General features: G+C 63.5%; 21 protein-coding genes and 2 pseudogenes. 6 read left to right on the top strand and 17 right to left on the bottom strand.

Annotation, left to right across the window (positions count from 1 at the left end):
* Nucleotides 1-52: 52 nt before the first annotated feature.
* From tssG to tssB, 8 genes and pseudogenes are all read right to left on the bottom strand, one after another.
* A complete protein-coding gene (gene tssG / locus OKW27_RS36330) occupies nt 53-1069 on the bottom strand; it encodes a type VI secretion system baseplate subunit TssG (RefSeq protein WP_090804258.1) in 1017 nt (338 codons plus the stop codon).
* Entirely contained in the window at nt 1033-2925 is a 1893-nt protein-coding gene (tssF, locus tag OKW27_RS36325) for a type VI secretion system baseplate subunit TssF (protein WP_429336288.1), read from the bottom strand. Before tssF ends, tssG begins: the two co-directional genes overlap by 37 nt.
* Before the next feature lie 5 nt (nt 2926-2930).
* Nucleotides 2931-3434 (bottom strand): type VI secretion system baseplate subunit TssE, encoded by a 504-nt coding sequence (tssE, locus tag OKW27_RS36320; protein ID WP_429336287.1) that lies wholly within the window; start codon nt 3432-3434, stop codon nt 2931-2933.
* Between the two features lie 12 nt (nt 3435-3446).
* Nucleotides 3447-3671, bottom strand: coding sequence for a type VI secretion system accessory protein TagJ (locus OKW27_RS36315; protein ID WP_429336286.1), 225 nt, complete (start codon nt 3669-3671; stop codon nt 3447-3449).
* A gap of 104 nt (nt 3672-3775) precedes the next feature.
* Nucleotides 3776-4057 (bottom strand): annotated as a pseudogene (locus tag OKW27_RS36310) (type VI secretion system accessory protein TagJ); the annotation flags it as partial.
* Nucleotides 4058-4330: 273 nt separating this feature from the next.
* A complete protein-coding gene (locus OKW27_RS36305; RefSeq protein WP_090804249.1) occupies nt 4331-4834 on the bottom strand; it encodes an Hcp family type VI secretion system effector in 504 nt (167 codons plus the stop codon).
* 111 nt (nt 4835-4945) lie between these two features.
* Complete coding sequence (gene tssC / locus OKW27_RS36300; protein ID WP_187610345.1) at nt 4946-6439, bottom strand: type VI secretion system contractile sheath large subunit; 1494 nt, start codon at nt 6437-6439, stop codon at nt 4946-4948.
* An 8-nt stretch (nt 6440-6447) separates the two neighbouring features.
* Nucleotides 6448-6969, bottom strand: a complete 522-nt coding sequence (gene tssB, locus OKW27_RS36295) for a type VI secretion system contractile sheath small subunit (protein ID WP_090804246.1) — start codon at nt 6967-6969, stop codon at nt 6448-6450.
* 95 nt (nt 6970-7064) lie between these two features.
* On the opposite strand from tssB, the gene OKW27_RS36290 reads away from it, so the two are divergent.
* The 4 genes from OKW27_RS36290 (at nt 7065) to OKW27_RS36275 (ending at nt 10702) form a co-directional block, all read left to right on the top strand.
* Nucleotides 7065-7292 (top strand): hypothetical protein, encoded by a 228-nt coding sequence (locus OKW27_RS36290; protein ID WP_429336285.1) that lies wholly within the window; start codon nt 7065-7067, stop codon nt 7290-7292.
* Nucleotides 7293-7387: 95 nt separating this feature from the next.
* Nucleotides 7388-8380 (top strand): hypothetical protein, encoded by a 993-nt coding sequence (locus OKW27_RS36285; protein WP_429336284.1) that lies wholly within the window; start codon nt 7388-7390, stop codon nt 8378-8380.
* Nucleotides 8377-9267, top strand: coding sequence for a c-type heme family protein (locus tag OKW27_RS36280; RefSeq protein ID WP_429336283.1), 891 nt, complete (start codon nt 8377-8379; stop codon nt 9265-9267). Before OKW27_RS36285 ends, OKW27_RS36280 begins: the two co-directional genes overlap by 4 nt.
* Nucleotides 9268-9295: 28 nt before the next feature.
* Nucleotides 9296-10702, top strand: a complete 1407-nt coding sequence (locus OKW27_RS36275; RefSeq protein ID WP_429336282.1) for a serine/threonine-protein kinase — start codon at nt 9296-9298, stop codon at nt 10700-10702.
* A gap of 112 nt (nt 10703-10814) precedes the next feature.
* On the opposite strand, the gene OKW27_RS36270 is transcribed toward OKW27_RS36275, so the two are convergent.
* From OKW27_RS36270 to OKW27_RS36245, 6 genes are all read right to left on the bottom strand, one after another.
* Nucleotides 10815-10958 carry a hypothetical protein gene (locus OKW27_RS36270; protein ID WP_429336281.1) on the bottom strand — a complete coding sequence of 48 codons (144 nt, stop codon included), beginning with the start codon at nt 10956-10958 and terminating at the stop codon, nt 10815-10817.
* Nucleotides 10955-11509: an RNA polymerase sigma factor gene (locus OKW27_RS36265; RefSeq protein WP_429336280.1), complete on the bottom strand. Its 555-nt coding sequence runs from the start codon at nt 11507-11509 to the stop codon at nt 10955-10957. The genes OKW27_RS36270 and OKW27_RS36265 overlap by 4 nt, the downstream gene beginning before the upstream one ends.
* A 523-nt stretch (nt 11510-12032) precedes the next feature.
* Nucleotides 12033-12917 (bottom strand): anti-sigma factor family protein, encoded by an 885-nt coding sequence (locus tag OKW27_RS36260; RefSeq protein ID WP_429336279.1) that lies wholly within the window; start codon nt 12915-12917, stop codon nt 12033-12035.
* Between the two features lie 222 nt (nt 12918-13139).
* Nucleotides 13140-14204, bottom strand: a complete 1065-nt coding sequence (locus tag OKW27_RS36255; protein ID WP_429336635.1) for a catalase family peroxidase — start codon at nt 14202-14204, stop codon at nt 13140-13142.
* Nucleotides 14188-15120, bottom strand: coding sequence for an anti-sigma factor (locus OKW27_RS36250; protein WP_429336278.1), 933 nt, complete (start codon nt 15118-15120; stop codon nt 14188-14190). The genes OKW27_RS36255 and OKW27_RS36250 overlap by 17 nt, the downstream gene beginning before the upstream one ends.
* Nucleotides 15120-15671, bottom strand: a complete 552-nt coding sequence (locus OKW27_RS36245; RefSeq protein WP_090804226.1) for an RNA polymerase sigma factor — start codon at nt 15669-15671, stop codon at nt 15120-15122. The genes OKW27_RS36250 and OKW27_RS36245 overlap by 1 nt, the downstream gene beginning before the upstream one ends.
* A 285-nt stretch (nt 15672-15956) precedes the next feature.
* Between OKW27_RS36245 and OKW27_RS36240 the strand changes: the two are divergent.
* A pseudogene (locus OKW27_RS36240) lies at nt 15957-16106 on the top strand (glutathione S-transferase family protein); the annotation flags it as partial.
* Between the two features lie 99 nt (nt 16107-16205).
* On the opposite strand, the gene pqqD reads toward OKW27_RS36240, so the two are convergent.
* The 3 genes from pqqD to OKW27_RS36225 form a co-directional block, all read right to left on the bottom strand.
* On the bottom strand, nt 16206-16487 hold the full coding sequence (gene pqqD, locus OKW27_RS36235) for a pyrroloquinoline quinone biosynthesis peptide chaperone PqqD (protein ID WP_429336634.1): 282 nt from the start codon (nt 16485-16487) through the stop codon (nt 16206-16208).
* Nucleotides 16488-16648: 161 nt separating this feature from the next.
* Nucleotides 16649-16723, bottom strand: coding sequence for a pyrroloquinoline quinone precursor peptide PqqA (gene pqqA, locus OKW27_RS36230; protein ID WP_090805708.1), 75 nt, complete (start codon nt 16721-16723; stop codon nt 16649-16651).
* Between the two features lie 302 nt (nt 16724-17025).
* The gene (locus tag OKW27_RS36225; protein WP_429336277.1) at nt 17026-19011 is read right to left on the bottom strand and encodes a sigma-54-dependent Fis family transcriptional regulator; all 1986 of its coding nucleotides are present in this window, start codon (nt 19009-19011) and stop codon (nt 17026-17028) included.
* A gap of 369 nt (nt 19012-19380) precedes the next feature.
* Here OKW27_RS36225 and OKW27_RS36220 point away from each other — a divergent pair, with 369 nt between their 5' ends.
* Nucleotides 19381-21108, top strand: coding sequence for a methanol/ethanol family PQQ-dependent dehydrogenase (locus OKW27_RS36220; RefSeq protein WP_429336276.1), 1728 nt, complete (start codon nt 19381-19383; stop codon nt 21106-21108).
* Nucleotides 21109-21155: the final 47 nt, after the last annotated feature.

Genomic DNA, 21155 nt, shown 5'->3' with positions numbered 1-21155 from the left:
GAAGCAGTCGCCAGTTCAGTTGAAAGATGCCCGGACATGCGTACGCCGGACTTCACTCGGCCGGGCTCAACACGACCTGGTCGGCATCGTTGTGCTGCGGATAGCGACCCATCCACGTGTTGAAGCCCATGCGGGCCGCCTGACCCAGATGCGTCAGCGGCACTTCTTCTTTCTTCAGCACGAGCTGCACGTCCCAGCCCTTCTCTTCGCCCACATACAACTTGACCGCCGCCACCAGTTGCAGGAGCGTGTCGCCGCCCGGCAAAAAACGGTTGAACTCGTTGCGGGTCAGCGGCCCGACACGCAGCCGGAAGCGCTGCTGCGCGCCGCGCACATGCGTGCCGAGCAATGCGTCGCGGCCCATCGAGGCCATGCTCTTGCCGATATGCAAACGCGCGTCCCGAGGCAATTGCATCCACCCGGCGACGAACTCGAGCACACGCACCGGCACACCGAAGAAGTGCTCGAGAAAACGCCTGAGTCCTTCGGCATTGCGCGCTTGCGGCACCAGACGCCCGGCGAAAAAGCGCTTGTACTGATCGGGCAGTGCGTCGCGTCCGTCGAGGTGCGGCGTGGCGATGCCGATCAGCGCGCCGACATAGGTGCGAAACCGATCCTGTTCCGGACGGTCCAGCTGCACGGTGGGCTGCGCATCGGCCCACGCGCGATAGAAGAGGCTCAGCATCCGGTGATGAAACACGTCGGCAAACGCGACGAACGTCGGGTCTTTCGCGTTCCGCTCCCGATCGACGGCGTATTCGGTGAGGTGCAACGGCAGCGGCCCGTTCGGTCCGAACAAACCGAGAAACAGCCCAACCAGCCGCGCCGGCCGGCCGGCCTTTCCCGCCTCGAAGCGCGCGATGCTGCGCGACGGAAATTCCAGTGCCGCGGCATGGGCGAGACGCACAGGATCTTCGGCCGGCCTGGTCGAATGACCGAACCGCGGCCGTTCCGGATACGCGCATTCGAGACGGCGCATTGCCTCGAAGAACTCGAAATCTTCCGGGCTCGCGCGCAACGCGGCTTCGAGCACTACAGGATCGGGCGCTTGCCGGGATTCGCGGGCCATCGGGCCACCTCGTTTCGTTCGAGCGTGCGCAACACCGTCTCGGCGAACGAATTCAGCGAGACATAGCGCGCAAAGAAATGTTGCAATACCGACGCGAGCAGAAATGCGCCGCTGCCTTCAAAAGCGGCATCGTCGCAGCTCAGCGTGATCTCGAGCCCGCGGCCATACGTGATCGGCCCGGGCACCGGCACGCGACGCGTGATGGGCTTCGCCGCGACATGCTTGATGCCTTCGATCTGCCGTCGCGTCGCGGCGTCGAACTCGTCGTGATACAGGCCGAGCATTTCGCGCAGCGCCGCCGCGCCCGTTTCGCCTTCCTCGTCGAGCAGTGACAGATAGTTCAACTGCAGGTGGCTGATGAGCCGCCACGCGGATTCGCCGGTCGCGGTCGGCGCGCGTGGCCGGGTCGGTCCAGCCACGCAGCGGATCGACGCCACGGGCGCGTCGGTATCGAGCGTGAAATCGGTGTACGACTTGCCCACCGGCATATGCAGCGGCAAATCGCGATTCGTGCACAGCAGCCGCAGTCCTAACTGGCGCAGCGTGGTCGCATAGGGCGCGTCGTTGGCATCCACGAGTGCGATAAACGTTTCGCTGCCGACGTAGCTCGAGCGTGCGCCACGTTGCTTCTGGCGGCTCGAGATCAGCCGCGGCTCGCGGCGCAGCGTGTAGAAGGCCGCCTGCCCGCCGTGCCATGTGCGAGCGGTGCTGTCATAGAACGGCAGGAAGCTTTGCTCCGGCTCCTGGCGATCGCCGTAGCCCTGCACTTCCAGCACGCTGTGCACTTCGAAATCCATCGGCCGGGTGTGGTCGCCGAGCACGTGATACTCGGTGTCGCCCTGCTGCAGATGAATACGGTCCGCGCGGCGCTCGAACAGATTGATTGCCGGCGTGCAGAACAGGCGGAAGTTGCCTGCATCGATCGCGTTGTGCAGGCGCGTCACGCTGCGCTCGAGCCACACCACGATCTCGAACTCGTTGCCCCGCGAACGTGCGAGCAGCGAGCGCAGCTCCGTGAACTCGGCAAACAGGAAACGCTCCGGACACGCGAAATACTCCTGCAACAGCCGGTAACCGCTGAACGAACGGCCACCGTAGGGCAGTATCGCGTCCTCTTCGTCGAAGCCTTTGGCGCGCAGCGCCGACGCGTCATGCTGTGTCTCGATGGTTTGCCCATCCGGCGCGGTTGCGCGCACCGTATAGCCGATGCGGTTGGCCATCAGCTGCTCGTAGAGCCATCGCGGCAGATCGTCGGCGCCGGCGAGATAAACCGGCAGGCTGTCGAGCGCGAGCGTGTTCGCCGCCACGCCGGAAAGCGTTGCGAACTTCAGGCGCAAACCCGCGCGGACCTGCCCGGCTTTCGACGGCGGCGGCACGAGGTCAGCGGCGGCAAGCGCCGCGGGTGTGTCCAGGTATCTCGCCTCGGTGATCGCGAGCGGCCACAGCGTCACGTCGTGCGCGGTGCGGTATTCGCACGCCGTGCGCTCGCCGAAGCCGGTGAGACTGCGCAACACCGTGTGCCGCGCGACCGCGTGTCCGGTGGCAGGAAGGTCTTCGGCTTGATCCGGATACAACTGCACGACCGCCATCGACGGAATCGGCGTCAGGTAATGCGGGTAGATCATCTCCAGAAGATGCTGCGTGAACACCGGATACTGCGCATCAAGCTTCATCTGCACGCGCGCCGCCAGAAACGCGAAGCCTTCGAGCAACCGTTCGACGTACGGGTCGGCGCAATCGAGACCTTCCATCCCGAGACGGCCGGCAATCTTCGGATACTCGCTCGCAAACTCCGCTCCCATCTCGCGGACGTGTTGCAGCTCACGGTTGTAGTAGCGCAAGTGTCGTGGGTCCATGACGATCAGCCGAAGCGTTGCGACACGTGAAACTCGCCGGTCTCGAGATCGACGTCGGTGCGAAGATAGAGAGAAAGCGGCATCGGGTTCGCCCACATGTCGGCTTCGATCAGGAAACGCAGCGAACGACTGCCCATGCGCGCTTCGTCGACCTCGACGCGCACCTGAACAGTGCTGGCGATCAGACGTGGTTCGAAGTCGAGCAGCGCCGAACGGATCCGGTCCTGCAACAGCTCGGCATCGATACCCGACAACGCCGCACCCGCAAGATCGGGGATACCGAAATTCAATACGGAATTACCCACCTGCGCGAATCCGGTCAGCTCGTCGCTGCTCCAGTGCCGCGTGCAGTTGAGCAGCCACGCGATATCGCGTGTCACGTATTCGCGCAAACGCGCGGCCGTAATGACGCGCTGCTCCCGGCTCTCCTCGCGCTGCGCAGGATCGAAATCGGTGAGACGATCGAGCAGCGATGGCTGCAAACGCTCCTGGGGCATCAGTTCTGCCATGACGTGCGCCCCTCAAGCTGTTTCGAACGTGATCGAGCGCACGTCGAGCAGAGGATATTCGTCGACGTCGGTGATCAGCATGCGCTGACCAACGCCGATGAAACAGCCGTCGCCGAGATCGGTCCACGCCGTACGCTTTGCCAGCGCGAGCGCGACGTCTTCACCTCGCTCGCTGCCGCAATAGCGGCAAGGCACGAAGCCGATCGTCTCATCACCGCTCTTCCAGGTGATTCGCACCGGCGCCCAGATCTTGTCGCCCAGATCTTGTCGCGCAGATCAGTGGGCGCATCGAAAGACAGCGCAGCGACGCGCGAGAACGGCACCCACGCATAGCTGTCCTTCAGGATCACTTCGAGGCACGGCCCGAAACGCGGGTCTGCGTCGGCGATCCATTTGAACGGCACGCCGTCGATGCTGCCGCGCACGGTTTCCGCTTCGTCGAAGGCTCGCGCGCGCAATGCGAGCGCTTCGGCGATCCGTCCGCCGCACAGTTGTTGCAGCGACTGCAACAGCAAGCGCTCCCATTCCGACCGCTCGCCGACCGTTGCCGGGTTACGCAGGGCGGCCAGCACGGCTTCGCGTTCGCGTTCGCCGACCAGTGCCGCGCGGTAGGCGGCGACCATCAACGCGTTTTGTCGCTCCAGTTCGCCCGCCACGGTCAACTGGGTTCCGGCACGCTCCCAGTCACCCCGCAACGCAAGCAACTGAAACAGAAACACGCGCAGCGTCGCGTCCGCCGGCGAGTTTTTCACTTTCGCGGCCAACGCTTGCAACGCGTCGTTCAAGTGACCGTCCGCGAGCAGCTTTTCAGGTTTGACATCGACTGAAGAAAGTGTCACTGGATGTGCTCCATTCAATCAAAGAAAGCGGGCGAAAAGACCGGTATCGCCGCCTGCTTACTGCTTGGTGACCTGCTGGATATCGAATGTGAAATCCTTGGTGCCGCCGTTTGCCTTGCCTTCATCGTCCTGCGGCTGGAACGAGTACTTGAACTTCCCGAAATGCAACGTGATGTTCTCGGTGAGTCGTTCGTCGCCACCGCTGCCGCCCGTGGATACCGACGTGACCAGCACCCCTTCGCTCAGCTCGATGGTCAGGAAGTCGGTCTGCTGACCCGTTGCGTTGGTGACGTACAGATAGGCGTTGTCGACGCGCGCGCCCGTGCAGCAAGCGTTTAGCAACGCGTTCGAGCAACTGTCGATGTACTTCGTGACGGTGATGTCCTGAATGTTGGCCTTGCCGCCCGATGCATAGCCCGCACCCGTGTGCAGATTGCCGGTATTGCTGGCGCCCCACGACCACGCGATGATCGGAACCTGGTTCTTGTGCTTCGAGTGATTGGAAGCGCCCTGGATCGTGACCGCTCCGGAGCCGAATTTCAGGTGCATGTCGAATGCCATAGTGACCTCTATTTGTGAGCCAAAGAGTGCGCTCGCCGTAGCGACGAACGATCAGGACCGGAACGCTGCCGCTCCGGACGATTACCTGCAAGGTGAGATGCAGCGGAAGCCTCAGGCCGCCTGCGCGGAAGGCAGTCGCGATACGAGCCGCAGCGATACGGTGAGTCCTTCGAGCTGGTAGTGCGGCTTCAGGAAGAACTTCGACGTGTAGTAGCCGGGATTGCCTTCGACGTCCTCGACGACGACTTGCGCGGCAGCGAGCGGCTTGCGGGCCTTGGTTTCCTCGCTGGAATTCACCGGATCGCCATCGACATAATTCATGACCCAGTTCGACAGCCAGCTCTCCATCTGCTCGCGCGTGCTGAATGAGCCGATCTTGTCGCGCACGATGCATTTGAGGTAGTGCGCGAAACGGCAGCACGCGAACATGTATGGCAAACGTGCCGACAGATTCGAATTCGCCGTGGCGGCCGGATCGTCGTACTCTTCCGGCTTCGCGACCGATTGCGCGCCGATGAATGCCGCGATGTCCGAATTCTTGCGATGCACGAGCGGCATCAACCCCATCTTGTCGAGTTCGGCCGAGCGCCGATCGGTGATCGCGATCTCGGTCGGGCACTTCATGTCGACGCCACCGTCGTCGCTCGGGAAGGTATGCACCGGCAGACTGTCGACTGCTCCTCCCGACTCGACGCCGCGAATCCGCGTGCACCATCCGTAGTACTTGAACGAACGGTTGATGTTCACCGCCATCGCATACGCAGCGTTCTGCCATGTGTACTTCGATGAATCCGCGCCTTCGGTGTCTTCTTCGAAGTCGAACCCGTCGACTGGGTCGGTCTTCGCGCCGTACGGCAGGCGTGCAAGCGTGCGCGGCATCGTCAGCGCGAGATAGCGCGCGTCGTCCATTTCGCGAAGCGAACGCCAGCCCGCGTAGTCCGGCGTCGTGAAGATCATCGACAGATCGCGCGGATTGGCCAGCTCGTTCCAGCCTTCCATGCCGAGCAACGTCGAATCCGCCGCCGAGATGAACGGCGCATGCGCGGCGGCGGCGACCTGCGAAATGCCGCGTAGCAGTTCGACATCCTGCGGACCGTGATCGAAGTAGTAATCGCCGATGAGGCAGCCATACGGTTCGCCGCCCAGTTGACCATATTCTTCTTCATAGATGCGCTTGAACACAGGGCTCTGGTCCCATGCAACGCCCTTGAAGCGCTTGAGATTTTTTGCGAGTTCCTTCTTCGATATGTTCAGCACCCGGATCTTCAGCATCGGATCCGTTTCGGTGTTGGTAACGAGATGGTGCAGCCCTCGCCACGCGCCTTCCAGCTTCTGAAAGTCCGCGTGGTGCATGATCTGGTTCAACTGCTCGCTGAGCTTGCGGTCGATCTCGGCGACATACGCGTTGATGGTTTGCGTCACGTCATCCGAAACGATGTGCGAATCCTGCAGCACCTGCGCAGCGAGCGTACGCACGGCCGATTCGACTTCCTGCTTCGCGCGCTCGTTCTTCGGCTTGAACTCCCTGTTGAGCAGCGCGGCGAAATCATCGGCGCCGCTCAATGAGTCCTCGACGCCTTGCTCGATCTGATTCTGGCTTTCCATGATCGCGCTCACTCCTGTGCGGGTTCGGTGTCGGCGGCTTTCGGCGCCGCGCCCAGCGATTGCAGCAAGGCGGGATCCTTGATCGCTTGCGCGATCAGCTTCTCCGCGCCCGACTTGCCATCGAGATAAGTGCCGAGGTTGGCGAGCTGCGTGCGCGCCTCGAGCAGCTTCGCGAGCGAGTCGACCTTGCGCGCCACTTCGGCGGGCGAAAAATCGTCCATGCCTTCGAAGGTGATATCGACCGCCAGATTGCCTTCGCCCGTCAGCGTGTTGGGCACGCTGAAGTTCACCCGCGGCCTCATCGACTGCATGCGGCTGTCGAAGTTATCGACGTCCACTTCCACCGCCTTGCGCGCTTCGAGCGGCGGAAGATCGCCGGCATTGGCGCCTGACAGATCCGACATCACACCCATCACGAACGGGATCTGCACTTTTTTCTGCGCGCCGTACAGCTCCACGTCGTACTCGATCTGTACGCGTGGCGCGCGATTGCGCGCGATGAATTTCTGACTGCTCTGTCTCGTTGCCATGCGCTGATTTCCTCTGGTATCCGTAGGGTTTCGTGAATCCGGCGATGCGTCTCACGAGCCTGCACTCGACTTGCCGCGTTGCAGACGCGTCGCCCATGCACCCAGAACAGCGCAGCATCGCGATCTATTCCATGTCTGTCGAAGCTGTTGCGTTCATGTTCCAGATCGCACTCGCCGCTGTCTGCGCAAATCAGAACAGCCCAGCCGGGCAGATATTCCGTTGTGTCGTGGACTGGATCTTTTCGTGCGTGCGTCACGCAGAGACAGGCTCACCATATGGGACACGCGAAGGCGGGTTTGTGATCATCGAAACCCTGGAATAAACCCGCGAGCCGGCTGTTCTGTTGATACTCGCGCGATATAACGCGCCGTCTTCACCGCGCTTCGCCAATTGAAACGCTCAACCAGGCTCATCTGAATGATCTTCGGACTTTTCAAGCGGTCTGTACCGTTCGCCTTGCTGCTGCTCGCACCCTATGCCAATGCGGCGTGGACGCTCGTGCAGGCCGATGCGCCCGTCACCGTCATTCATGAGACGGGGCGTTATCAGGCAGATGTCGGGCAGCGCTTTGCGCTTGACGATATGGTCGAAACGCCGACGAGCGCAGGCGTGCAGATCCAGGACGACGCGGGCAATAGCGTCGCGCTGGGTCATGGCACTCGCGTGATGCTGATGCGCGACGGGCATATCGCGGTGCTCGGCGGCTGGCTGAAGGTGCTGCACGCGTGCGACGCAAACACGGCGAATTGCGCCACGCCTGTGATCGAAACCGCGCGCACGCGATTCACGCCCACGGACAATGCCGTGCTGGTCATCGCGGCAACGGCTACGAATTATCGGAGTGGCAATGAGCGGAACGCCAACGTCCAGGACACCGACGCAGTGTTCTGTGAGAGCGGCGCGGCCAGCATTCTCGGCATCGGCGCTTCGCACGGCAATGTTGCGCCGCTCAAGCTCGATGCGCCTCGCTTCGCCATGCATCCCGCCGCGAGCGACACGATTGCCGTGACAGCAGGCCCTGATCCCGCTTTCGTCGCCGCGATGCCCGTTACATTCCGCGACGCGTTGCGTGTGCTGCCGATGCCGGCCCATCCACGCAACGAGCCGCCGGGCAGCATCCGACCGGTCGCTTACGACGACGTATCGGACTGGCTCGACAGCGAACTCGCGGCGCGCAGGGATCCATCGACGCGTTTCACTTCGCGCTTTCGCGCGCGCCTGACCGATCCCGCGTTTCGCCGCGCAGTCGTGCAGCGCATTCGCGACTTGCCGGACTGGCGTGCGCTGGTCTTTCCGCCGCCAGCGCGTGCCGTGATACGGAGCCCCGCAATCCAGACCGGTTCCGTCTACGGTTCCGCTTACCGTTCCGCTTACCGTTCCGCTTACCCATCCGCCCCGGTTCGCCCATGAAGCTGTCACTCGCCATCAAGTTCAATCTCGTGTTCATCGCGATCTTCGCGATCGGACTGACCGCCATCGGATTCGTCGCGGATCGTGTGTTGCAACAGCAGGCGCTCGACGAAACCCGTCACGATGCGGACGTGCTTCTGAACGCCGCCAGCGCGATGCAGAACTACACGGCGCAACACATCACGCCGCTGCTCGCGACACAGATCAAATATTCGTTCGTGCCCGAGTCGGTGCCGGCGTACTCGGCGATCGAAATGCTGAACTCGTTGCAGAGCGTGTTTCCGAACTTCTCGTACAAGTCGGCGATGCTCAATCCGACCAACCCGCGCGACCGGCCAAGCGACTGGGAAAGCGAAGTGATCGCCCATCTGCACGACCATCCGGAATTGAAACAGGCCACCGGACAGCGTCATACGCCGGGCGGCGAGCAGTTGCTGTTTCTCGCCCATCCGAGCCGCATTACCGACGCCGCGTGCATGCAATGTCACAGCACGCCGTCCGCGGCGCCGCACACGATGATCGATAAGTACGGGCCGGCCAATGGTTTCGGCTGGACCATGAACGACGTGATCGGCGCAGAGTTCGTGTCGGTGCCGATGTCGGAGTCGATCGCGCGCGGCCGTGCGGTATGGCGCAGCCTGATGGTCTCACTGACCGCTGTATTCGCGGTGGTGCTCGTCGTGCTGAACGCGATGGTGCACTTCCTCGTCACGCGGCGTTTGCAGATGTTGTCGCGCGCCGCGGACGAAGTGAGTCTCGGCAAACTCGGCGACGTCGAACTGCCGGCCGGCGGCAGCGATGAAATAGCGTCGCTCGCGGTGTCGTTCGGACGGATGCGCACGAGCCTCGTCGCAGCGTTCGAGATGATCGAAGAGCGCCACGAGTAAGCGTGCCGCACACATCGTGGACGACTCCATGACTTCCCAAACCGGCGCGACTCCGCGACAGATCGGCCGCTATCGGGTCGAACGGGTGCTCGGTCGCGGCGCGATGGGCACGGTCTATCTCGCGACCGATCCGCATATCCAGCGCGAGGTAGCACTAAAAACGATTCGCACACCGTCACTGAACGACGGACAAGGCACGGCGGAGCCATCCGGTGCGGAGCTGACCGCACGCTTTCTCAACGAAGCGCGCGCTGCCGGCCGTCTCGTGCATCCGCACATCGTCGGCGTGTTCGACTATGGCGAGGCGCAAGGCGTCGCGTTCATCGCGCTCGAATACGTACGCGGCGAGAACCTCGCGCAACGGCTCGCGCAGCACGCCCGCGATGGCAGCATGATGCCTTTGCTCGATGCGCTCACGTGGTTCGCGCAACTGCTCGACGCACTCGCTTATGCGCACGAACTCGGCGTGATCCATCGCGACATCAAGCCCGCCAACCTGCTGATCGCGCCGCGCGGCGAATGCAAGGTGACCGACTTCGGCATCGCACAGCTCGATACAGGACGCCTGACGCAGGCCGGCATGATGATCGGCACGCCAAGCTACATGTCGCCGGAGCAGTATGCAGGCGCGGAGATCGACGCACGCAGCGACCTGTTTTCCGCCGGCGTCGTTCTGTACGAGATGCTGAGCGGGCAATGCCCGTTTTGCGGCGCGCCAGCCGCCGTGATGCATCAGGTGATGAACGAGATGCCGCCGCCCCCATCGACGCATGTCACAAGCCTGCCCGCCGAACTCGATGCCATGGTGCTGAAGGCGCTCGCCAAACGGCCGGACGACCGCTACGCGTCCGCGCAAAGCTGGCGCAACGCGTTGTTGACGCTGCACGACTCGCTCATGGCGCGGCTCGATCCCGACCATACCGTCGTGCGCGCGCAGCCATTCCGTCAGACGCTTGCGCCACCGGCGGGGGCTGCCAGACCAGACTGGCCACCCGAGTTTCTGGCCCAGCTGGAGCAACGGCTCGCCAGCCACGTCGGCCCCATTGCCTCGCTGCTCGTGCGGCGCGCCGCGTCGCACGCGACCGACTCGCAAACACTGGCGGCTCAGCTTGCGCGCCATTTGTCCAACGACGCCGCTCGTCGTGAGTTCGATACGCTGCTCAAGCAGCACGTGATCGCTTCGGGCGATGACTCGAAGCGCAGCACGCTGGCCATCGAATCGACATCCGCGGCGTGCGTGCCGCTCGATGCCGAGCACGTCGAGGCCGCTGCGCGGCGGCTCGCATCGCACGTCGGACCGTTCGCACACGTGATCGCCGAGCGGGCCGCGCGTGGCGCGGACGCAGCGACCTTCCGTGCGCGACTGGCCGACGCGCTGCCGGCGTCGGTGGATCGCGAGGCTTTTTTGCGTGCCTTCGACGACCCGCCACCCTGAGTCTCCCGGCTCGCGCCGCCGATCGATCGTCAGGCGGCCGCGATCAGGCGATCGATCCGTAACCGCAGCGCTACGGGCAATGCGGGCAAGCTTTGCCGGCCAACGATCTCAGTTATGGAAACTTCGATGCCATCAGCCATATCACGCGATTCGCAATATCGACGGACTCGTGCATCGCTCGCTCTATGTCGGCCACGCGCGCGTGAGCCAACGTACGATCGACATAAGCAAGCAGGTCGGCGTCGTCGATCGTCATCGCCCAACTTCGACCCGAGGTGGAGCCGAACGTGCGGCCGGTCCCGCGCCGCTGTCGAAGCGCGCGCCAATGCTTTGCCGCGCGCGCGACAGGCGGCTCATGATCGTGCCGATCGGAACATCGAGCACGTGCGCGGCTTCGGCGTAACTCAATCCTTCGAACGCGACGAGCAGCATCACCACGCGCTGAGCCTCGGGCAAGCGCCCGACGGCGGCGATGATCTCACGGCTCAGCAGCACATCTTCGGGGGAACGCGCGGCAGGATCGGAGACGGCTAGCAATGCGTCATCCCACTCGACACTCGCCCGGCCTCGTACGCTGCGTGCCCGCAATTCGTTGAGCCACGTGGAATGGATGATCGAGAACATCCAGCTGAGCGGTGCCGTGCCGGGCTGCAGTTGATGCGCCCGTTCGAGTCCGCGTATGCACGAACGTTGCAGCAGGTCTTCGGCGTCGTGCCGATTGCCGGACAGGCGCAACGAGAAAGCCCACAATCTGGGCAGCATTCCGGGTAAAAGGTCCGGCAAACTCTCAACGACAGTGGTGGACATGGTTGAGTGGCCAATTTCGAGTAGAGCCCTTGAACGACGGCTCGACGTGCCGCTTGAGGGTCACGTCGAACCAGGGCCTAACATCGATCACATCAGGAACAAGGCCAGACAGAATTGCTCTGGACCGGTTGATTGGTCTCTTCGCCGAGCAGAGGTTTGGCGGATCTGACGCCACCTCTTTATCTCGGACCGTTGCATGGAGTTCGTCAACGGCTTAAACGCGGATACTTGCAGAATGGCCAAAGGCAGCGCCGCTCCATTTCGATTTTGACCGAACGCGTGCGCAGGGCATCTTTATCCAAAAACCACTGTTGCGACCAATCGTTTGTGGCTATGACCTCGATTACGAATCGCGGCTCACGGGTCGCCGTTTACTGAATAGAGCGAAACAACGACCAGCGAGGTCATCGTTTCGTTTCACTACGACTCTCCTGTCATACCCCGTCACGCAAAAAACCGGCAGAACTTGACTCCGGACGCCGTCACGCGGAATGGCCCGCACTGCGATCAGATCGCGCCGCGCTCATGTACGCGCATCCCTCGGCTTCGCATCGGGCGCATCGTTAAGCGCGAACAACGCGTCCACGCTGCTGTTCGAGATCCGCTGTGCGATCGACTGCAGATCGGTTGAGTCCGGTTTGCCGATCAGCGCATAGGCAAGATCGTTCTGCCGCCACGATACGACGGTCATGCCGTTCAACTGCTGTTGCGCGATCGCCTGGTCCGGTCGCGCGTCCTTCATCACACACAGCGCAACCGGCGCGCCGTGGTCGGGCAGATAGACGATCTGGATCAGCGGCTTGTCGTTGAAGCGCAGGCGCGCGACTGCCTTGAACGACAGCCCCGCCTCCCGCAAATCCGGCACCCGCAATGCAATGCCGTCGACGTACCGGATCGCCGTGACGGTCTTCGCCGACGCGCCGAGGTCGGGCGTGATGTCGGCAACGGTATCGCGTGTATAGAGCCGTTGATAGCCCACCGCTGCATGGATCCACGACGTCGCGTCGTTCGACGCGACAATCGCGCCGCCACTGCCGGGCACGCCCAGCCATGCAGGTCCGAGCCGCATCGCGAGGCCCGCGCAAAACGCGCCGGCGACAAATGCCGCGGCAAGCCACAGCCGCGCCTGCGGCTTTCTTGCGGGTATCGGCTGATGGGATGCGTGATTCGATTCGTCGCGCCGTGCGGCGCTCGCCATTGCTTCGATACGGCGCTGCAATTCGCCCGGTAAAGGCGGTAGCTTCTGCGTTGCAAACGCCTCGCGATAAGGGAGCTGCGACGCGCGCAGCAAATCGACGCTCTCCTGCAACTCAGGCGAAACGGCGAGTTCCTTTTCGATCGATGCCGCCTCGGACGGGTCAAGTTCGCCATCGACATACGCGATCAATTTACTGTCGTCGGGTCTCATAGGACGATAGGCTTAAAGGAAGTTGAGCACGATCAGCATTCGCCTGCAACGCGCGGGGCGGGCACCGCCCGTTCGTCATCAAATTCCCATGATAACCGTAGTTGCGCGTTGTTCGCAGGTCGTACGCAGCGCGCGGATGAAGCGTGGATCACCGGCCAGGACTTGCTATTGCCAACCGTTTTCTCAGGCGTCGCTCCCGACACCTCGCGGTAGAGACGACATTCAATGACCATTCGATCCGGCAACGGCCTCCTCCCGAGTTCGGCGATTGAACGATACGCTATACGTCGACGACCGCGCGGCCAGCAACGGATCGGCGGATGGCGCGATGCCATCGGGCAGGATGGTCGGATCGAACGCGATGTCGCGACAGGGACCGTCGATCTGCGCCTGCGCGCGATCGATGACGATCGTGCCCACGTCGACCCGCTCGCGTTGCGGTGAGTCGATCCATTGCCGCGTCGAGTCGTCGATCGGATCGCCGGGCATCGCGACGTTCAGCACCAGATGCCAGCGCAATGGCCCCTTCGCGAGTTGCGTCATCAGAGCGTGCGACAGAAAATCTGGATCGCTTTGCGCGCGTGCTTCGACAGGTCGCCAGGGACTGTCCGGCACTACCTCCCAACGCACGAAACGCTTCGCGCCCTGCGCATCGGTGGTCTGGAACGAACTGATACCGAAATAGGCCGCGTTGTCGAAGCGGGACGATGGCGGGTGCAAGCGGACCCATTCGAGAAACGCGCGGGCCTCAGGATGGCCGTCGAGAAACGCCTGCATTTTTGCGGGGTTCGCCTGACCGGTGTGCGGATCCAGCGCTTCCGCCTGAAGCTGTTCGAATAGCGCCTGCGGCGTGCGCACCGCGAAAATCGGCGTCGAATTCATCGCGAGACGCCATTGCTCGCCGTGCGGCAGCGCGATCAGCAACGCGAAGCTGCGCACCAGGGCTTCGCCGTCGTCTTGTTGCGGATTGCCGCCGGGCCTCGACAGTCGCCCGACGACGGCGTAGCTGCCGCGTTCGAACACGCTTGCGCGCGATACCGACGCGCCGTTGCCGTTGCTGTCGAAGTGTCCGGTGATGCAGATGCCCTTCGCGTGGTTGCGCCGGAAGCCCGGGTGCGGCGTCGTCGTCGCTTCGAATGCATCGACGATCCGCTGCGAAGTCAGGCGCGGCGGGAACCATCCGGCGCACCAGACGAACAGCGCGAGCAGTAACATAGGCGCCGCGAAAACCGCGAGCCAGCGCAGCAGCAAGCCATGGCCTCGCTGGTGATCAGCCCGACCGGGCATCGTCATGCGCGTCCGTGCGGCCGATGGTGGTCGACACCTCGCCGCCGTAAAGGCGTTTGCCGAGTGCTTCGAGATCGACGCCGCCGTGCTCGCCGATCAGCGCATAACCGAGTTGGCCGCGCCGCCACGCCACCACGTCCATGCCGCCGACGCGATCGCGCGCGGGCGCCGCGTCGGCCTTCGCTTCTTTCAGCACGCATAACGCGACGGGGCCGCCATGCTCCGGCAGGTAGACGATCTGCACGAGCGGTTTGCCACGAAATCTCAGGCGCTGCACGCGCTTGAACGAGAGCCCTTGACTGCGCAGGTCGGGAATCTGCAACGCCAGATTGTCGTATTGACGAATATCGGCGGCGGTGGCGGCGGTCGCGCGCATGTCGGGTTGCAACGAGGCGACGGTGTCGCGTGTGTAAAGCTGCTGATAGCCGGCCGCCGCAGCGATCCACGGCGACACGCCCGGATCATTCGATGCCGTCGTGATGGCGCCGCCACCGGTCAGTTGCGGCAACAGACGGAACGCGATGCCGCAGGAGAACACGCCCGCGACGAACGCCGCCGCCAGCCACGGCAATGATGCGCGCGGCTTCAGCCGATGCACATTGCCACCGGACGGGATCGATGACTCACCGCTGGTCGCGGTATCGATTGCGTCGGCGGCATTGACCGCGCCTTGTGCCGACGCACCTGCCAGATGCTGTCGAATCAGTTCGTCGACGTTGCGGCGCAATGTCTCTGGCACCGGCGGCAACGCCTGCTGGCTGAACGCTTCCGCGTACGGCAATTGCGAGGCCCGCAGTATCGACAGGCGCGATGCCACGTCGTCCGACTTGCCGATCGCGCTCTCGACATGTGCGCGTTCGTCCGGCGGTAATTCTCCGTCGACGTACGCTAACAGGGTGGTGTCGTCGATCGTCATCACACTTCTCGCTCGCTGCTGGATGAGCGCGCCGCCGTGGCTTCACGATTGCCGAATTGCGCCCCAATGGTCTGCCGCGCGCGGGACAGGCGACTCATGATCGTGCCGATCGGCACGCCGAGCGCCTCGGCGGCCTCCGCGTAACTCAGGCCCTCGACGGCCACGAGCAGCATGACGATCCGTTGTGCCTCGGGCAGACGGTTGACGGCCGCGATGATCTCGCCATTCAGCAGGTTCTCTTCCGGCGTGCGCGCATCGGGATCAGCAACGGTCTGCAGAAAATCGTCGTCCCATTCCATGCTCGAGCGGTTGCGCACGTTGCGCGCTCTCAGCTCGTTGATCCAGGTGGAATGAACGATCGAAAACATCCAGCTCAGAGGAGAAGTGCCTGGCTGCAATTGATGGGCGCGTTCGAGTCCGCGGACACAGGCCCGCTGGACGAGATCCTCGGCGTCGTGCTGGTTGCCGCACAGGCGCAGCGAGAACGCCCATAATCGCGGCAGCATTCCCGGCAGTTGACTGGGCAGACTCTCAACCTCTGCTGTTGGCATGATTGACTGGCTAATGGCGGATTGATGGCGGCCGGGCGTGGCGGCCAACGACTGGCCAATTCCGGCTGGTTTCCCCAAGCCGTATTGTGCAACGTTCGCAAAATGTTTGCCGACGCGCGGCAATCGGCTCGCAAACATCATCCGCGGGCAATGAGCGTCAGATCGGCGAAGCACGCGCGCCGTCTTTGACGGTCGCGTCGGCATTCGACGCGCCTTCCTCCGCTTACTTCATGATCCATGGTCGCCGGTGTCCTCACCGGCGCCAATGTGTTGTGGAAATTGCGATACGTCAGCCTGGCTTGCCCTTGGGCACATCGTGCGTTGATCGGGCGGGCGCTCAGGGGCTTGAACGAGATGGTCAGTATGTCGGTGGTCCACTGGCTGATGCTCGAGCACGGATGGACCTTCGCTGAGGGGCCCGGTACCGTGCCCGAAGCGCGTACGAGGAAGCAGTCGAGCCGCTATTCGAGACGCTGGCGTGGCACGAGGAGCCGCCACACACGCACTGAAGGACCGGGATGGTCGTGGGCTAGGTCAGTCTAGCCAGCCGCGCAGCCGCGCGTGATCGAGAAAGCGGTAGACGTCCGGTGCAAGTTCCGACGTGCCGAAAAGCCGTTCGAGTTCGCCGATGATGTCGTCGAGCTCGTGTTCTCCGTCGCAACGAGCGAGGATCGCGCCGGCGCTAGTGTTGAGCTTCACCATCCCTTCGGGATAGAGCAGCACATAGGCGTCCTGCGCCGCTTCCCACTGCAGGCGGAAGACGCTCCGCAGGCGGGGGCGCAGCGGCACGCCGCTATCCGCGTCACGCGTGTTCATAGGGGCCAGGCCTTTTCGACCGCATCGAGGATCGACCAGAGAATTATCGAGTTTGAACCGCAGGATATCGAGCGCGCGCTGCTGCGCCTCGGGCGTGCCCGGCGTGGCGAGCGCCGCCCGCGGCGCCACTACGGCACTGCGGGCGGCATGCCGCAGCCCGCTCAGCGATTGGCGATATACATCGTGACTTCAAAGCCGAAACGCACCTCGGCGTACGACGGAGTGATCCATTGCATGGCATGTCTCCTTGTTTGCGATGGGACGGAAGAACCGCACTCGATGCGCGGCCGTTCCCTTCAAAGCAAAGGACATGCCGATGTCGCCACGCGAGGCTCGTTTGGCTCGCGCACAAGCCTTCGCCTGGGGATGGGCACCGACATCGTCAATTCGCTGACGTAAGCGGGACAAACGCGTCGCCATACGACGCGTTCGGGAGATGGGCAGTGTTGATTTTTGGAGCACCACTGCTGCGGGACGCAACAACGGTGTGACAGCACGTGGGCGAAACAGAAGTGCTGATGAAAGCGGCGCGATGGGTTCAGAAGTCGTCCACCTCACGATCCGGCTCGACCGCGGGCATCTTGCGATAGATCGTATTGCGCGACACGCCGAGCTCGCGCGCGGCCGCCGAAACGTTGCCGCCATGCCGCGCGAGCGCGGCGGCAATCACCGACACGGTCACGTCCTGCAGGCGCGCGCACTCCCGCGCGAACGCATTGCCCGAGCCCGGCGTATCCGCCGCGCCGCTCGACGAAACGCCGCAGCGCAGATCATCGAAGAAGTCATCGGGCAAATGCTCGCGCCGGATCTCGCCGTCCGCGTCGACCATGGCCGCCGCGGTGCGCAGCAGGTTGCCAAGCTGCCTGAAGTTGCCCGGCCATGGACAGCGCTCGAACATCGCCATGACATCGGGTGCGACGTGAAGCGGCCGTCCGCTCGCGCTGGCGATCGATTCGCGCAGCAACATCTTCTGGATCACGACCGCGAGGTCGGTACGGTCGCGCAGCCGCGGCAGACGCACCACGAGGCCATTGAGCCGGTAGTAGAGATCCTCGCGGAAGCGGTTTTGCGCGATCATCTCGCGCAAGTCCCGGTGCGTCGCGCAGATGATCGCGACGTCCACCGCAATGCTCCTCGTCGAGCCGAGCGGGTTGATGACACGTTCCTGCAGCACGCGCAGCAGCCGCACTTGCAGCGAGTACGGCATGTCGCCGATCTCGTCGAGAAACAGCGTGCCGCCGTTTGCCTGCAGCAGCTTGCCGATCGCGCCTTTGCGCCGCGCCCCGGTGAATGCGCCCTCCTCGTAGCCGAACAGCTCGGATTCGATCAGCGTCTCGGGAATCGAAGCACAGTTGAGCGCCACGAACGACCCGGCGCAGCGCGGCGAATCGTTGTGGATCGCCTGCGCGAGCAGTTCCTTGCCCGTGCCGGTCTCCCCATTGATCAGGATCGGAATGTCCTTGCCGATCACCCTCCTGACCTTCGCAATGACCGCGGCGACCTGCGGGTCACCCGTGTCGAGATAGCTCAGACGCGACAGTCCGGCGGCCGCCTGCGGCGGCTCCTCCCGCGCCACCGAGCGGGCGCCGTCGTGCACGGCGACCGGGCGGCTGCCCTCGGCCAGCGACGCCCGCCTGAACTGCACGCGCGCGCAGACGACCGCGCCGCTGCTCAGGTTGAGCATCAGGTGCGGGTCGAGGTTCACACGCGCGCGATCGATCAGTTGCGCGCTCGTGGTCTGGAACAGCGACGACAGCGTATGCGCGCGCAGCCCGGCGAGCGACATGCCGAGCTGGAACTGGGCACTGCGATTGGCCGACAGAAAGCGTCCGTCGCTCGTGAACGCCACGATGCCTTCCATCAGCGTGCCCAGAAACTCCGGACGACTATGGAAGGACACTTGCAGCGTTTCGTGAAAGGTGGTCGTAAAGAGATGATTCTCGATCATCTGCACCGACATTTTGGCGAGCGCCATCGTGTGCTGATGGTAGCTGCGATAGTCGCCCGTCACGTCGAGCACCCCGATCGCGTCGCCATACGGATCGAGAATCGGCACGCTCGAGCAGGTCAGGAAGCGGTTTGCCGCCAGGTAGTGCTGGTCGCCGTGCACGACCATCGCGCAGCGCTCGGCCAGCGCCGTACCGATCGCATTGGTGCCCTGGCGGTCCTCGGCCCAGTTCGCGCCGGGCCGCAGCGCGACTTTCTCCGCGCGCGCGAGGAAGTCGTCGTCGCCGATCGAATGCAGGATCAGCCCTTCGGCATTGGTCAGCACGATCATGCTTTGCGTGTCGGCGATCTGCTCGTGCAGCGACTCCATCACCGGCATCGCATGCGCGCACAACACCCGGTTCTGCTCGCGTTTGAGCACGAGACCCGCGTTCGAAAGAACCTCGTATTCCGGCCGCGCCGACGCGCACAGACCAAACGTTTCGGAGCGTTCGTGCGCTTTCTGAATTGCCGGCACGGGAAAGTCGTTGGACCGTATGGCAGTCTGAGCCACGGCCCGGTGAACGTCATCGCGCATTGTCTCCCTCCTGGAAAGCCTGGTACCTTGCCGGACTTTTCTCCGTACTCTTAAGCAAGCTCCGGGCCATCCATTTCAGCGACAGCTTCGCCCGCGATCCTGGCGTCGCCCTCGACCCGAGCGATGCGCGCCGGCGCTGCAACTGTCCTGTTTCTCAACACTCCATCGCCCGGCGTTGTACCGGGATGCAACACATGGAGCGCTCTACGCGCGATATGTGCCGCCGCACGTTTCAGGCGTGCCGCCCTTTCGGACTCGCCCACAAAAATGGCATGTGACTTGCAGTAACGGCACCGCAACCGGATCGACACGGAACACAGGGGCGACGCCTCTGCCGGCACTGCATCGACAAACACTCAGGAGACGACCATGAAGAACCGTTCGCCCGCCGCAGGCCGGCTGGCTGTCCTTGGAGCGAGCATCGCGATCGCGATGGCACTGAACGTGGCTCCGGTGCACGCCGCCCCGGACTACCCCGCCGTGACCTACGAGCGCCTCGCTCAAGCACAGAGCGACCCGGGCTGGCTCACCTACTACCGCAGCTATAGCGGCCAGTCACATTCGCCGCTGAAGCAGATCGATGCATCGAATGTCGCCGGGCTCAAGGAGGCCTGGAGCTATCAGTTCCCCGCGGAACTCAAGCAAGGCTTCGAAGCAACCCCGATCGTCAACGGCGGCTACCTTTTCGTCAGCACGCCGAAAGACAACGTCTATGCATTCGATGTCAAGAGCGGCACGAAGCTCTGGAAATACGAGCCGAAGCTCGGCGCGGAATCGTTCAAGACCGCATGCTGCGACGTAGTGAATCGCGGCGTCGCGCTGTATGGCAAGAACGTCTACGTGGCCATGCTGAGCGGCGAGGTAGCCGCGATCGACGCGCAGAGCGGCAATGTCGTATGGAAGAAGCAGATGTTCGAACCGGGTCTCGGCTACGCGTTCTCGCTCGCGCCGCTCGCGCTCGACGGCGCGATCGTGGTCGGTACATCAGGCGGCGAGTATGGGATTCGCGGCTATATCGCCGCACTCGATCCCGACGACGGCTCGATCATCTGGAAGCGCTATACGATCCCGAATGCCGGCGACAAGGGCGGCGATACGTGGCCCGACGGCATGCAGGAACATGGCGGCGGCGCGGCGTGGCTGACCGGCACCTACGACGCCGCCACGCGGACGCTGTACTGGGGCGTCGGCAATCCGGGACCGTGGCTCGCCGCGCTGCGTCCCGGCGACAATCTGTACTCCGATTCCCTGCTCGCGCTCGATCCGAAGAACGGCGACCTGAAGTGGCACTATCAGTACACGAGTAACGACACGTGGGACTACGACGGCGTCAACACGCCGGTTCTTGCCAACATCAACTACAAGGGCAAGCAGTATGACGCCATCATCCATGCCGACCGCAACGGCTTCTTCCACGCGATCGACCGCAAGACCGGCAAGCTGATCTACGCGGAGCCGTTCGTCAAGGCGCTGTCGGTGACGGGCTATACCGCCGACGGCAAACCAGTTCAGGACGCCAGCCGGTTTCCCAAGGCCGGCACGACGATCAACACCTGTCCGAGCTTTCTCGGCGGCAAGAACTGGTGGTCGACTTCCTACGATCCCGAGCGGCACATCGCGGTGGTGCCCTCGCTGCATGCGTGCATGAGCCTGTCCGGCAAGTCGGTCAGCTACATGGAGGGTCTGCCCTACCTCGGCGAAGGCTTCGAGATCCAGCCTGAACCGGGCAGCCAGGGTTATGGCGAGCTTCAGGCCATCGATGTCAATACGGGCAAGAAGCTGTGGGGTCACTGGACCAGGATGCCCTGGAACGGTGGCGTCGCCACCACGGCCAGCGGCCTCGCCTTCAGCGGCTCGCTCGACGGCCATCTGTACGCGTTCGACGTGACGACGGGCAAGGTGCTGTGGGAGAGCCCGCAACTCGCGAGCGGCATCGTCGCGCAACCTTCCGTGTTCGAAGTCGACGGCAAGGAATACGTGGCCGTGCTCGCGGGCTACGGCGGTGCGAATCCGATCTGGGGCGGCCCGATGGCCGACGTCGCGAAGGACGTTCCGCGCGGCGGCACGCTGTACGTGTTCGCGCTCGATCGCAGCTAGGCGCAGCCACCGCACCCGCATCGTTCTGCCCATCCGGCCTTCGCAGC

The sequence above is a fragment of the Paraburkholderia sp. 35.1 genome, assembly GCF_050436525.1.
In the GTDB taxonomy this organism is placed as follows: Bacteria; Pseudomonadota; Gammaproteobacteria; order Burkholderiales; family Burkholderiaceae; genus Paraburkholderia; species Paraburkholderia tuberum.
This window is presented reverse-complemented; position numbering and strand designations above follow the sequence as displayed.

Coding starts and splice junctions, on each gene's coding strand:
- tssG (WP_090804258.1), bottom strand. CDS start 1,069: ATGGCCCGCGAATCCCGGCAAGCGCCCGATCCTGTAGTGCTCGAAGCC.
- tssF (WP_429336288.1), bottom strand. CDS start 2,925: ATGGACCCACGACACTTGCGCTACTACAACCGTGAGCTGCAACACGTC.
- tssE (WP_429336287.1), bottom strand. CDS start 3,434: ATGGCAGAACTGATGCCCCAGGAGCGTTTGCAGCCATCGCTGCTCGAT.
- OKW27_RS36305 (WP_090804249.1), bottom strand. CDS start 4,834: ATGGCATTCGACATGCACCTGAAATTCGGCTCCGGAGCGGTCACGATC.
- tssC (WP_187610345.1), bottom strand. CDS start 6,439: ATGGAAAGCCAGAATCAGATCGAGCAAGGCGTCGAGGACTCATTGAGC.
- tssB (WP_090804246.1), bottom strand. CDS start 6,969: ATGGCAACGAGACAGAGCAGTCAGAAATTCATCGCGCGCAATCGCGCG.
- OKW27_RS36290 (WP_429336285.1), top strand. CDS start 7,065: ATGCACCCAGAACAGCGCAGCATCGCGATCTATTCCATGTCTGTCGAA.
- OKW27_RS36285 (WP_429336284.1), top strand. CDS start 7,388: ATGATCTTCGGACTTTTCAAGCGGTCTGTACCGTTCGCCTTGCTGCTG.
- OKW27_RS36280 (WP_429336283.1), top strand. CDS start 8,377: ATGAAGCTGTCACTCGCCATCAAGTTCAATCTCGTGTTCATCGCGATC.
- OKW27_RS36275 (WP_429336282.1), top strand. CDS start 9,296: ATGACTTCCCAAACCGGCGCGACTCCGCGACAGATCGGCCGCTATCGG.
- OKW27_RS36270 (WP_429336281.1), bottom strand. CDS start 10,958: ATGACGATCGACGACGCCGACCTGCTTGCTTATGTCGATCGTACGTTG.
- OKW27_RS36265 (WP_429336280.1), bottom strand. CDS start 11,509: ATGTCCACCACTGTCGTTGAGAGTTTGCCGGACCTTTTACCCGGAATG.
- OKW27_RS36260 (WP_429336279.1), bottom strand. CDS start 12,917: ATGAGACCCGACGACAGTAAATTGATCGCGTATGTCGATGGCGAACTT.
- OKW27_RS36255 (WP_429336635.1), bottom strand. CDS start 14,204: ATGCCCGGTCGGGCTGATCACCAGCGAGGCCATGGCTTGCTGCTGCGC.
- OKW27_RS36250 (WP_429336278.1), bottom strand. CDS start 15,120: ATGACGATCGACGACACCACCCTGTTAGCGTACGTCGACGGAGAATTA.
- OKW27_RS36245 (WP_090804226.1), bottom strand. CDS start 15,671: ATGCCAACAGCAGAGGTTGAGAGTCTGCCCAGTCAACTGCCGGGAATG.
- pqqD (WP_429336634.1), bottom strand. CDS start 16,487: ATGAACACGCGTGACGCGGATAGCGGCGTGCCGCTGCGCCCCCGCCTG.
- OKW27_RS36225 (WP_429336277.1), bottom strand. CDS start 19,011: ATGCGCGATGACGTTCACCGGGCCGTGGCTCAGACTGCCATACGGTCC.
- OKW27_RS36220 (WP_429336276.1), top strand. CDS start 19,381: ATGAAGAACCGTTCGCCCGCCGCAGGCCGGCTGGCTGTCCTTGGAGCG.